Source organism: Pseudoxanthomonas beigongshangi (assembly GCF_016820515.1).
In the GTDB taxonomy this organism is placed as follows: Bacteria; Pseudomonadota; Gammaproteobacteria; order Xanthomonadales; family Xanthomonadaceae; genus Pseudoxanthomonas_A; species Pseudoxanthomonas_A beigongshangi.
Map to the genome: position 1 here is coordinate 1 of NZ_JADHDV010000013.1, position 12,711 is coordinate 12,711.

A 12,711-nucleotide genomic window follows, 5' to 3' on the forward strand; every position below is an offset into this window, starting at 1 on the left:
GTCTACGAAAGGCTGGCCGGTCCAGACCTGGACTCAGTTCAAGACCCTAATGGAAGGCACGGGCAAGTCGGCAAAGGTCAAGAAACGCGCGAAGACGCAAGCCGCTAAGAAGGCAAAGACCGCTGCCAAGATGGCCTGATCCACGCGGCTAACAAGCCGATGCCGCTTCGCGGCACGGCTTAATTCAGGCATTCAATGTCCGCTTCTGGCCGATAGCGGACGTTGCTTGTTGGCCAGCACTCGCGTATCAAGTTAAGCAAACCAATGGGCCCGGGGGGGTGAAACGCTTGTCTATGAAAGCTGCTGGCGCTTCAAACAGGTTCTGGAGCTGGCTAGCGATAGCAATCGGCTTAGCGACAATACTTCTAGCACTGAACCAGGCTATTCTTTCGCTGGTCGTTGGCTCGTTGCAGTTCTCGTCCAGCAAGTACGGATTCATTGCATACGGCATAGAGGCGGCGATGATCTATGCAGTACTTCTCATTGGCTCAACTCTTATCATCGGTATCGGTTGGCGAGGGCTGCGGCATGGTCGACAGGACGCCTAACAATTCATTCAAGCCGACGCCGCTTCGCGGCACGGCTAAATTCAGGCGTTAGGCCGCATGAGTATCACTCCGCAAGAATGCGAGACGCTCCTTTCAAGGATGGAAGACGCCGATATGGCTCGGTTCCTGCCGCTCTTTGGGCATGAGCTCACAGTGATTGCCAGGACGGCTTACGAGTTTCAGGGCCCCGGCGTCACAGACCCGCGCTTCCTTCGCGACATCAATGAGATCCAACACCGAGTATTTGGCCAACTGATGGCAATTGGTCGCAGCAACCGATCCAGCTATCTGCCAGTAGATGTTCTGGCATCCTGGCTGCTTGCGGAAAACAAAGCACCTCGACTAAAGCTCGAGGTGACACATGCTTTTGTGCGGGCCGTCCAGCGCTTCCGTGCTGCGGCCTAACAGTTCATTCAAGCCGAACCCGCGTCGCGGGTCAGCTTAATTCCGATGTCCGCTCCTGGTCGATAGCGGACATCGTGGGATCGCCGGAAAAATGGCGTCCAGCCTTACGACAAGTCAATGGTTTCACGGCTGCGGTCTGGAAAAATGGATCTTTCTAACCCATTGAAAGTACGGCTTAATCGAACAGACTTTTAATCTTTTGGTCGAAGGTTCGAATCCTTCACGGCCCACCATTTCGATGCAGGCGGCTGAAGGCGCGCGAGCGCCTTTTTTCGTGGTCGCGGAACACTGGCAGGCGGGCAGGAAGGACCTTGGGGAACCCCATGAAGGGCTCCCCTCCCGTGCAGCGGCTCCACCTGCTGCATGCGGGCGGGCTGGACCGTTGCGGCTACAACACCACCCGGTACAGGGTGCCGCCGAAGTACACGTACCAGCTGCCCTGCAGCCAGGCACCGCCGGTGCCTTCGGCAAAGGGTGAAACCAGCACGGGCGCCGCGCCGGGCCGTCCCAGGTAGAGATAGCCATTGCTGACGAACATCACCTGGCCCCCCGCGATCGCATGGATCGATGCGTCCGCATCCGCCTGCGAGACCGCCGTCAGCTGGCCCTGCGGAGAGCGCAGCCAGACCTGCCTGACGGTGTTGCCGTTCACGGTGTTCAAACGAGTGAAACCGACCCATCCACTGCTGGGGAAATAGTCCGCACGGGGCGTGAAGTAGTCGCTGCTGGCATCGCGCAGGACCACTTCGCCGAGATTGTCGTTGTACAAGACGATCTGCGAGGCCGTGGTCGACACCTGCTTGCGGTAGACCACGTTGATGCCGTCGGTCAACGGATTGAAGTGCGAATAGGTCGGATCGTGGGTCAGTTGCACGGTCTGCCCGGCCCGGTAGCGGAACACGTTGTAGGGCGCCGGCCCTTCGGTGTAGACGACTTCGCCTCCGTCGCCGACATCGGCCAGATCGGCGACGCGGCCGTTGCCGACCAGGGTGTCCTTGTAGAGCATCACGTCGCGCAGGTTCAGGTAGCGTCCCGGGCGCCAGGTCGGCCAGATGACATAGCGCTTGTTGTTCGGACTGACGCGCATGCCACGTGGCGTTCCATCATTTCCCAACGGCGCGGCGGCGCCGTTCCATTCGTACACCGACGTTTCGTCGTCCTCGGTGATCCCGTACACCACGCCACGCGCGGTCAGCTTTTCGTAACCCGGCGTATGGCCTGTCGGATCCGGGACCGTGCGCAGGCTCCCCGTCGCGCGGTTGTAGACCTTCAGCAGTGGCCGGCCATCCTCGATGACGAAGAACAGGATGCGTTGCGGGGTGACGTCGGTGATGGTGCCGTCGACTGCGGTCACGTACTCGAGGCGGGCGGCCTGGCTGGAGAGCGGGATTGCGACGGCAAGCAGTGCGAGTGCCGTGCGAACCAGAAACAACGTAGGGAACTGCCGCATGATGATGCGCATGTCCATGGCGGGCTCAGCAGTATCGTCGTCTTGACGGGAGCCGAGCGTGCGAGCGTGTCCGTGAAACGGATGTCAAGCGGATTCAGGAATGGCGCCGATGCCATCCACGTTTCGAGGAGTCGTCATTGGATGAAAAAAGCCCGGCGCATGACCGGGCCTTGTTTCATCCAGGCATCGAACGCTCAGGTGTCGTATCCGACCTGCCCCAAGGTGAAGCCGCGGGTCTTGCGTATCGCCAACTGGTTGGTCACGCCGAGCAGTTCGTAGTGTCCCGCCAACGTGGCGAGCATGCCGTCGACACCCAGCTTGGGCGTTTCCGTGGGAACGCTGGCGATCTGGCGTTCCAGTGCGTCGCGGCGCCAGTCGCGCCCCCGCAGCTTGGCCCAGTTGCGCACCAGTGCGTTCGGCTTGCGGGGCACCTGCTTCGGCGGAACCCACAGATAGTCGTCGAAGATCATCACGCCGCCGACCTTCAGCAGTGGCCAGGTCATCACGCCATCGGCAAGCGCGCCGAAAGCCGAGTGCCAGCCGTCGATGTAGATGAAATCGAACTCGCCTTCGATCCGGCGCAATGAATCGAAGCTGTAACCCGGATGCTCGGTGATCCGATCGGCGAAGGCGGCCGTGTTCTGACGGAACCGCGCGTGGTAGTCGCCATAGACGGGATCGGGGGCGAACAGATCCACGCAATCGACGCGTGCGCCCACGCCGGTGAGGATGTGCTGGCACAGCCACAGCGTGGAGCGACCTTCGAAACTGCCAATTTCCAGCGCACGGATGCCTGGCCGATCACGGAAACCGCCCAGCCATTGCTGCCAGTGCGGGATGTTGTGATCGAACCAGTTCTCGCTGTATGGGTTCTGCGTCTGTTCCGGCATTGCTTCCTTCAACACAATGTGAGTTCCCCCTGCCCGTTTGCCACGGGCTGGGCGGATTTTAAGCGGATCCGCCTTGGCACGCGATGGCCTGCGCCGCCGGGTGCGGCAGCAGGCTCCGGGGCGCTAAGGTAGCGTGCCCGCGCCCGGCGGGCGTACGGACACGAATCATGTTGAAAATCCTGGGAAAGTCGACCTCCATCAACGTCCGCAAAGTGCTCTGGCTGTGCGAGGAACTCGGCTTGCCCTTCGAGCTGGAGGAGTGGGGCAGCGGCCACCGCTCCACTTCGGAACCCGAATTCCTGGCGTTGAATCCCAACGCGCTGGTGCCGGTGATCCGCGATGGCGGGCAGGTGCTATGGGAGTCGAACACGATCTGCCGCTACCTGGCCGGTCGCGAGCAACGCGACGATCTGCTGCCACGGGCGCCGGCCGAGAGGGCCAGGGTCGAGCAATGGATGGACTGGCAGGCCACGGAACTCAACAACGCCTGGCGCTACGCCTTCATGGCACGGGTGCGACAGAGTCCCGAGCACGCCGATCCCGCGCAAATCGAAGCCAGCGTGCGGGAGTGGAACCGGCGGATGGGTATCCTCGATGCGCAACTGGCCAGGACCGGCGCGCATGTTGCCGGCGATGCCTTCACCGTGGCGGACATCGTGGTGGGGCTGTCGGTCAACCGCTGGAAGATGACCCCGATGGAGCGTCCGGAACTGCCGGCGGTGACCGCCTACCTGCATCGGCTGGAAGCGCGGCCGGGTTTCCGCCGACATGGCGGCAATGGCATTCCCTGACCGGCAGGCCTCCTGACCCGGATGCGCGCGCGGGAAAGCGGTTGGTCACTCGCCGCGATGCGTTCGTCACAGCCGCATGGCGGCCGGAGCCGGCGGCGCGGACAGTGCAAACACCATCCGCACGAGGGACTTCCATGAAGCACGTCGCCCCGTTGTCCGCCGCCGTTGCACTGGTCCTGGCGCTACCGGCCTGGGCGGCCAAGCCGCCGCCGCCGGTTTGCCTGGGACCGGCCCAGGTGTTCGCCCCGGGAGTCATCAGTACGCCTGGACTCAATGAAGGCCGACTGGCATTCACTCCGGATCGGCAGACGATCTACTGGCACGTCAACGAGATCCCGGGCCCGCCCGGATCCGACGCACTGTTCACCATCATGACCGCCCAGCGCACCGCGACCGGCTGGTCGACCCCGGACGTGGCCTCGTTCTCCGGCCTTGGCCAGTTCGCCGATTCGGACCCGGTCGTCTCGCTGGATGGCCAGCGACTGGTGTTCTCGTCCAACCGGCCCGGGAACCTGGGCCCCTATCCACTCAACGACCTCTGGGTGGTCGAGCGCACCGGCTCGGGCTGGAGCGAACCGGTCAATCTGGGACCGAACGTCAACAGCCCCTACAACGAGCTGTATGCCAGCCTGGATCGCGCCGGCAACCTGTACTTCGCCAGCGATCGCGACCGCGGGCAGTGGGACATCTACCGGAGCCTGCGCCAGCCGGATGGCCGCTATGGCCCGGCGATGTCGATCGGCCCGGGCGTGGACCATTCCCACCTGTGGGAATTCAATCCGCAGATCTCGCCGGACGGCCGCAGCCTGTTGTATTCCACGGTGGGCCGGCAGGACGGGCTGGGCGATGTCGACATCTACCTCAGCCGTATCGAGCGCAACGGCCGGCTCGGCAATCCGGTCAACGTGGGAAGCTGCGTCAACAGCGCGGGAACCGAGTTCCATCCGACCATGCTGTGGGATTCCAACGAGCTGTACTTCGCGCGCGTCCATGAAACGATCGATTTGATGGTGGCGCCGATCGAGATGCCGTGAGCGAGTTGTGGGCGGCGAACGAAAGAGGCGCCGGAAGGCGCCTCTTTTTCTTTAGGGGGCGATGGGGTGCGGATCAGGGCCGCATCGGCGTACCGCCGAAGCCGCGCGGCGGCGGCGGTCCCACGTCGCCGGGCAGCCGGCGATAGCCATGGAAGCCCGGACCGTCGTACCGGCTCACGCCGATGTTGAGGTTGAACGCGCGGGATTCGCCCTCGTCGTTGTTGTAGGACTTGCAAAGGTTGATGTTGGCGGCGTTCCAGTGGCTACTGCCATAGCCCTTGGTATAGCCGATGCCGGTGGCGACGCTGCCGGAGACATCGACCTTGCCGTCATCCTCGTCGACCGGCTTGCCGCAGGCATTGCGGGCCACTGGCGCCGGACGCAGTGCGCGGGCCGGGCGTCCGCTGGTGTCGCCGTAATAGGTGCCGGGCGGGTCGGCCGAATAGAGCGCGGGCCGGGGCAGGGTGAGATCAAGGGACTCCGCCGATTGGGCCAGGGCGCTTCCGGAAGCCAACAGACTCAGCAGCAGCGGGGCAATTGCCTTCATGGGGGCCTCGGTCGAATGCGGATCAGTACGCGATCCATGCGCCAGTTGCCAGACGCTAGCAGCCACTGCTTGAACCCAGGCTGGCTTCCGCATGAACTTTCCGGCTAGGACGAAGGTCACGGTGACTTGATGGCGTCGCCCTGCCTTCCCGCAGCGGGAATCATGGCCATGCCGGACCGCTCCAGCGGATTCCCGTCGTGTCCGCCGGGCGGTTCCCCGCATAACAACCACAATATAGCTGTGCTCTCTCATCGCGGTCGCAGGGGTCCTGCGGCCGCATTTTTGTTCGTGGAGGTCCGCCCTCAACCGGCCGCGCGGATCGCTTCCAGCACCTGTTCGCCGTAGCGGGCCAGCTTGGTCCCGCCGATGCCGCCGACCTGGGCCAGTTCGTCCAGGGTGCCGGGCCGGTGCTCGGCGATGTTGCGCAGGGTGCTGTCGTGGAAGATGACGTAGGCCGGGACGTTCTGTTGCTTCGCCAGCTGTGCGCGCAGGTCGCGCAAGGCGCCGAACAGGGGTTGGTCGGTAGGTGCGACGACCACGCCGCTGCGCGGGGAGCGCTCGCGTTCCCGGGCCGGGGCATCCTTGCGCAGCAGCAGGCGGCGTTCGCCCCGCAGCACCGCCCGGCTGGCCTCGGTCAGGCGCAGGCTGCCATAGCCCTCCGCGTCGACCTCCAGCAGGCCGGAGGACACCAGTTGCCGGAACACGCTGCGCCAGGTGCCGGCGTCCAGATCCCGGCCGATGCCATAGGTGGTGAGCTGGTCATGCCCGCACTGGCGGATCTTCTCGCTCTCGCTGCCGCGCAGCACGTCGATGATGTGGTTCACGCCGAAGCGCTGGCCGCTGCGATAGACGCAACTCAACGCCTTCCGCGCGGCCTCGGTGGCATCCCAGGTGGCGGCCGGATGCAGGCAGTTGTCGCAGTTGCCGCATTCCTGGGGATAGGTTTCGCCGAAGCTGGCCAGCAGCACCTGCCGGCGGCATTGCATGGATTCGCAGTAGCCCAGCAGCTGATCCAGCTTGCGCCGCTCCAGCCGCTTGCGTTCCTCGCCGGCCTCGGACTGCTCGATCATCTGCTTCAGCAGCACCACGTCGCCCAGCCCGTAGCACAGCCAGGCGTCGGCGGCCTCGCCGTCGCGACCGGCGCGGCCGGTCTCCTGGTAGTAGCCCTCCAGCGACTTGGGCAGGTCCACATGCGCCACGAAGCGCACGTCCGGCTTGTCGATGCCCATGCCGAAGGCAATCGTCGCGACCATGACGATGCCTTCCTCGCGCAGGAAACGGCGTTGGTGGTGCGCGCGCATCTCGGCGTCCAGGCCGGCGTGGTAGGGCAGGGCATTGAATCCCTGCTCCAGCAGGTAATCGGCGAACTGCTCCACCCGCTTGCGCGACAGGCAATAGACGATGCCGGCCTCGCCCTTGTGGGCCTGTAGGAAATCGCGCAGCTGGCGCTTGGCGTTGTCCTTCTGGGTGACCGTGTAGCGGATATTGGGGCGGTCGAAGGAACTGACGAAGCGCTGCGCCTCGGTCAGGCCCAGGCGCTCGGCGATCTCGCGCTGGGTGGGCGGGTCGGCGGTGGCGGTCAGGGCGATCCGCGGCACGTCGGGCCAGCGCTCATGGAGGATCGTCAGTTCCAGGTACTCGCGGCGGAAATCGTGGCCCCAGGCCGAGACGCAGTGCGCCTCGTCGATGGCGAACAGCGCGATCCGGCTGCGATCCAGCAGGGACAGGAAGCGAGGCGTCAGCAGCCGTTCCGGGGCCACGTACAGCAGGTCCAGTTCGCCCTTCAGCAGGGCGCGTTCGACGTCCGCCGCGGTGGCGGCGTCCAGCGTCGAGTTGAGGAAGGCGGCGCGCACGCCGAGCTGGCGCAGTGCTTCCACCTGGTCCTGCATCAGCGCGATCAGCGGGGACACCACGATGCCCACGCCTTCGCGCAGGAGCGAGGGAATCTGGTAGCACAGCGACTTGCCGCCGCCGGTCGGCATCAGGACCAGGGCATCCTGGCCGGAGACGAGCTGTTCGACGATGGCCTGCTGGTGGCCGCGGAAACGGGAGTAGCCGAAGACCCGCAGCAGCAGGTCCGTGGGACGTTCTGACATGGGCGATAGGGTAGCAGGCGGGCGGCCGCGCGGCGCTCGGAAAACCGCCCGGAGCGCCGTCCGTGGATGCGCGAGTGGCCTGTCGGGATTTTCCCGGCCGGCGAGCCAAGGGCGGATTCGGGGGTCAGGGTGCCCCATAAGCACGCGCCCGACGGAAGCCGGGCGCGCGGGTCGTCTTCAACAGGCCGTATTCAAACGGCCGGTTGCAGTCTCATTCGAGCAGCGAACGCAGCATCCAGGCATACTTCTCGTGCGTCTGCAGGCGCTGGGTCAGCAGGTCCACGGACGGGTCGTCACCGGCGTCGTCGGCGGTCTTCAGCACCTGGCGGGCGGTCCGGCACACCGCTTCGTTGCCGGCCACCAACTGCTTCACCATGCCCTGCCAACCCGGCACGCCATCGGCGCCGGATTCCTCCTGGATGGAAGACAGGCGGACGAATTCGCCATAGGAGCCGGGCGCGTTGTAGCCCAGCGCGCGGATGCGCTCGGCGATCTCGTCCAGCGCGGTCCACTGTTCGGTGTACTGGGTCTCGAACATGGTGTGCAGCGAGTTGAACATCGGGCCGGTGACGTTCCAGTGGAAGTTGTGGGTCTTCAGGTACAGCGTGTAGCTGTCGGCGAGGAACCGCGACAGGCCCTCGGCGATCTTCTTGCGGTCACCGGTGGTGATCCCGATGTCGATGTTCGGGGAGGTGGCCGCGGGCGCGGCGGCCGTCTTGGTCTTCGCCTTGGTCTTGGACATCTGCATTCTCCTTGAGGGGGGATCAATGGCCCACAATAGCTACCCTAAACGAGTTTGGGTAATAAAACGTTTCACGCCGTTGGATTGATGAACGCTATCGAACCTTCCCCCGATCACGACCTCCAGGCCGCCCGTCGCGCCATCGACGGCGCGCTCAGCCGGGACCGCGGACGCCTGCACGGACTCTGGTCGCGCTGGCAGTCGCGGCCGCGCGATGCCGCCGCGCGCGAGGCCTTCGCCCAGGCACTGGCCGGCTCGGTGTCGCTGCGCGAAGCGCGCGCGGCGTCGGTGCCGGAGGTGAGTCTTGACGAAGCCCTGCCGATTGCCCGTGAAGGCGAACGCATCGTCCAACTGATCCGCCGCCATCCGGTGGTGGTGATCGCCGGCGAGACCGGCTCCGGCAAGACCACCCAGTTGCCCAAGCTGTGCCTGGCCGCCGGACGCGGAGTGGCCGGCATGATCGGCTGCACCCAGCCGCGCCGGATCGCCGCGCGCGCGGTCGCGCGCCGGGTCGCGGAGGAACTGAAGACCGGCGTCGGCGACGCGGTCGGCTACCAGGTGCGTTTCACCGACCAGGTCGGCGACAACACCCGGGTCAAGTTCATGACCGACGGCATCCTGCTGGCCGAAATCGCCAGCGATCGCTGGCTGTCGGCCTACGACACCATCATCGTCGACGAGGCCCACGAGCGCAGCCTCAACATCGATTTCCTGCTTGGCTACCTCAAGCAGCTGCTGCGCAAGCGCCGCGACCTGAAGGTGATCGTCACCTCGGCCACCATCGACACCGAACGCTTCTCCCGCCATTTCGACGACGCGCCGGTGATCAGCGTGGAAGGGCGGACCTATCCGGTCGAAGTCCGCTACCGGCCGCTGGAAGGCGAGGGCGAGCAGCAGGGCGAGCGCACGGTCAACGACGCCATCGTGGCGGCGGTGGACGAGATCACCCGCCAGGATCCGCGCGGCGACGTGCTGATGTTCCTGCCCGGCGAGCGCGAGATCCGCGACGCCCACCAGGCGCTGGAACGGCGCAAGTACCGCGAGACCGAAGTGCTGCCGCTGTACGCGCGACTGTCTGCGAAGGATCAGGACCGGGTGTTCAACCCCGGCCCGAAGCGCCGGCTGGTGCTGGCGACCAACGTGGCCGAGACCTCGCTGACCGTGCCGCGGATCCGCTACGTGGTCGATCCGGGCTACGCGCGGGTCAAGCGCTACAGCCCGCGACAGAAGCTGGATCGCCTGCATATCGAGCCGGTCTCGCAGGCCAGCGCCAACCAGCGCAAGGGCCGCTGCGGGCGCATCGCCGAAGGCATCTGCTATCGCCTGTATGCCGAGGCCGATTTCCAGGCCCGCGCCGAATTCACCGATCCGGAAATCCGGCGCTCGAGCCTGGCCGGGGTGATCCTGCGGATGCTGCAACTGGGGCTGGGCCGGATCGAGGATTTCCCGTTCCTGGAACCGCCGGACGAGCGCGCCATCGCCGATGGCTGGCAGCAACTGGCCGAACTGGGCGCGGTGGACAAGGATCGCAAGCTCACCACCATCGGCCGGCAGATGGCGCGCCTGCCGGTGGACGTGAAGCTGGCGCGCATGCTGGTGGCCGCGCAGCAGCATCGCTGCCTGCGCGAGATGATCATCATCGCGGCGTTCCTGGGCATCCAGGATCCGCGCGAACGCCCGCCGGAAGCGCGCGAGGCCGCCGACAACGCGCATGCGACCTTCGCCGATGCCCGCTCGGAGTTCCTCGGCATCGTCAAACTCTGGGACGCCTACCGGCAGGCCCACGAGGATCTGACCCAGTCCAAGCTGCGCGACTGGTGCGAACGCCACTTCCTCGGGTTCCTGCGCATGCGCGAATGGCGCGAGCTGCATCGGCAGTTGCTGCTGCTGTGCGAGGAGCTGGGGTGGATGCTGGAAGCAATGCCTGCGGCCAACAGCGACGTCCCGCGCAAGACACCGGAGCGTGCACGCAAGCGTGGCGATTCGGATGCGGCCGCCGCGCCCGCCACGGCCGACGGCCCCACCGAAAAGCAGCGCCAGGCCGCGTATGTCGCGCTGCACCGCGCGTTGATCGCCGGCCTGCCCACCCAGGTGGGCCATCGTGGCGAGAAGGGCGATTTCCAGGCGCCGCGCCAGCGCCGCTTCCAGGTTTTCCCGGGCTCTGCGCTGGCGAAGAAGCCGCCACCGTGGATGCTCAGCGCCACCCTGCTGGATACCCAGCGCGTGTGGGGCCTGACCAACGCCGCCATCGAACCGGAGTGGGTCATCGCCGAGGTCCCGCACCTGCTGATGCGCAAGCATTTCGACCCGCACTGGTCGCGCGCGCAGGGGCATGTGCTGGCGTCGGAGCAGATCAGCCTGTTCGGGCTGGTGCTGGCGCCGAAGAAGCCGGTCCACTACGGCCGCATCGCGCCGGTGGAAGCGCACGACATCTTCGTCCGCCAGGCGCTGGTGACCGGCGAAATCAACACTCGCGCCAGCTTTGTCGCCGACAACCTGAAGACGCTGGAACAGGCGCGCGAGGAGGAAGCCAAGCTGCGCCGCGCCGGCCTGGTGGCCGACGAGGACTGGCAGGCGCGCTGGTATCTGGACCGGATTCCGCCGGACATCCATTCCGCCGCCGGCCTGGATGCGCGGTGGAAGGGCCAGCCGCCGGAAGCGCGTCGGCGCCTGCTGTGGACATTGGCCGATCTGCTGCCGGGCGAGGGCAGCGAGGAGGATCGCTTTCCGAAATACTTCGCGCTCGGCGACGCGCGCCTGCCGCTGCATTACCGCTTCGAACCCGGCGCGGCGGACGACGGCGTCACCCTGGAAGTACCGCTGCACCTGCTCAACGCGCTGGATCCGGCCCGTCTGTCCTGGCTGGCGCCGGGTTTCATCGGCGACAAGGCATCCGGCCTGATCCGCAGCCTGCCCAAGGCGATGCGGCGCAACTACGTGCCGGCGCCGGATTTCGGGCGTGCATTCTTCGAGGCGTATCCGCAGGCCACCGCCGACGACATCCGCGGCGAACTGGCGCGGTTCCTGTCGCGCACGACCGGCGTCGCGGTGGCCGCCACCGACTTCGACGAGTCCGCGCTGGAACCGCACCTGCGCATGAACCTGCGCCTGCGCGAGGACCCGCGCAAGGGCGGGGAGGCGCGGATCCTGGCCGAGTCGCGGGATCTCGATGAACTGCGCGCGCGTTTCGGCGAACGCGCCGGGCAGGCGTTCGCCGCGCGCGCCGGCCGCGCGATGGCGGCGAGCGGGTTGCGCGAGTTCCCGGCCCAGCCGATCCCGTTGCAGGTACCGGGCGAAGCCGGCGTGCCGGCGTTCCCCGCATTGCGCGACGACGGTGACAGCGTGGCGTTGCAGGTATTCGCCGACCGCGCGGAAGCCGAGGCCGCCCATCCCGCTGGTGTGCGCCGCCTGCTCGAAATCGCCCTGGCCGATCGCGTGCGCCAGGCGCGCAAGCAGTTGCCGGTGGCGCCGAAGGTGGGGCTGCTCTACGCCGCCATCGAGCGCTTCGCCGAGGGCGACAAGGCGGGCGAAAAGGAGCGTCTGCGCGCGGACATCGCCGACGCCGCGCTCAATGCCGTGCTGGCCGACGGACTGGAAGGGATCCGGGATCGCGTCGCGTTCGAGCAGCGCCGAGACGACGCCGGCCGCCGGCTGTTCGGCGAGGCGATGGAGCGGCTGAAGCTGGCCGAGGCGATCCTGTCGGCGGTCGCGGAACTCAAGCCGCAACTGGAATCGCCGTTGATGGGCTGGGCGCGCGGCAACCTGGACGATCTGCGCGCGCAGCTGGACGGCCTGGTGCATCCGGGCTTCCTGCGCGACACGCCCGCGCAAGCGCTGGCGGAACTGCCGCGTTACCTCAAGGGCATGCGCCTGCGCGCCGAACGCGCTCTGCGCGATCCGGCGCGGGATCAGGCCCGCATGCTGGAGATCAAACCGTTCGCCGACGCGCTGGCCGATGCGACGCGACTGGGCGTGGCGCGCCAGCCGGGATGGCAGGCGTTGCGCTGGGAACTGGAGGAATTGCGGGTTTCGATGTTCGCCCAGGAACTGGGCGCGCGCGGCGGCGTTTCCCCGAAGAAGTTGGCCCAGCGGCTGCAGGCGTTGCGTGGTTAGCAGCAGACAACCGGCCGGCATGAAGGGAAACCGCCGCAAGGCTGTTCGTTCGCGCCGTGTACGGGTAACGTAACCGGACGCCCCCTCAGGATCCG

9 protein-coding genes are annotated in these 12,711 nt (G+C 66.4%); 4 read left to right on the forward strand and 5 right to left on the reverse strand.

All coding sequences use genetic code 11. From position 1 onward, the window contains the following. Positions 1-605 precede the first annotated feature (605 nt). Positions 606-953, forward strand: coding sequence for a hypothetical protein (locus tag IQ458_RS11020; protein ID WP_203322838.1), 348 nt, complete (start codon positions 606-608; stop codon positions 951-953). 388 nt (positions 954-1,341) lie between these two features. Here the strand turns inward: IQ458_RS11020 and IQ458_RS11025 are convergent, their stop codons facing one another. Continuing rightward, positions 1,342-2,421 (reverse strand): hypothetical protein, encoded by a 1,080-nt coding sequence (locus IQ458_RS11025; protein ID WP_203322839.1) that lies wholly within the window; start codon positions 2,419-2,421, stop codon positions 1,342-1,344. Positions 2,422-2,597: 176 nt separating this feature from the next. Then, positions 2,598-3,293 carry a class I SAM-dependent methyltransferase gene (locus tag IQ458_RS11030; protein ID WP_203322840.1) on the reverse strand — a complete coding sequence of 232 codons (696 nt, stop codon included), beginning with the start codon at positions 3,291-3,293 and terminating at the stop codon, positions 2,598-2,600. 167 nt (positions 3,294-3,460) lie between these two features. On the opposite strand from IQ458_RS11030, the gene IQ458_RS11035 reads away from it, so the two are divergent. After that, on the forward strand, positions 3,461-4,084 hold the full coding sequence (locus IQ458_RS11035) for a glutathione S-transferase family protein (protein ID WP_203322841.1): 624 nt from the start codon (positions 3,461-3,463) through the stop codon (positions 4,082-4,084). A 134-nt stretch (positions 4,085-4,218) separates the two neighbouring features. Continuing rightward, complete coding sequence (locus tag IQ458_RS11040) at positions 4,219-5,118, forward strand: TolB family protein (RefSeq protein ID WP_203322842.1); 900 nt, start codon at positions 4,219-4,221, stop codon at positions 5,116-5,118. Positions 5,119-5,191: 73 nt separating this feature from the next. Here IQ458_RS11040 and IQ458_RS11045 read toward each other — a convergent pair whose 3' ends face one another. From IQ458_RS11045 to IQ458_RS11055, 3 genes are all read right to left on the reverse strand, one after another. Further along, the gene (locus IQ458_RS11045; RefSeq protein ID WP_183638906.1) at positions 5,192-5,665 is read right to left on the reverse strand and encodes a hypothetical protein; all 474 of its coding nucleotides are present in this window, start codon (positions 5,663-5,665) and stop codon (positions 5,192-5,194) included. 302 nt (positions 5,666-5,967) lie between these two features. Beyond that, positions 5,968-7,761 (reverse strand): DNA helicase RecQ, encoded by a 1,794-nt coding sequence (gene recQ / locus IQ458_RS11050; RefSeq protein WP_203322843.1) that lies wholly within the window; start codon positions 7,759-7,761, stop codon positions 5,968-5,970. Between the two features lie 211 nt (positions 7,762-7,972). After that, positions 7,973-8,503, reverse strand: coding sequence for a Dps family protein (locus IQ458_RS11055; RefSeq protein WP_235996781.1), 531 nt, complete (start codon positions 8,501-8,503; stop codon positions 7,973-7,975). Between the two features lie 87 nt (positions 8,504-8,590). Between IQ458_RS11055 and hrpA the strand changes: the two genes are divergently transcribed. Then, complete coding sequence (hrpA, locus tag IQ458_RS11060; protein ID WP_203322845.1) at positions 8,591-12,616, forward strand: ATP-dependent RNA helicase HrpA; 4,026 nt, start codon at positions 8,591-8,593, stop codon at positions 12,614-12,616. Positions 12,617-12,711 lie beyond the last annotated feature (95 nt).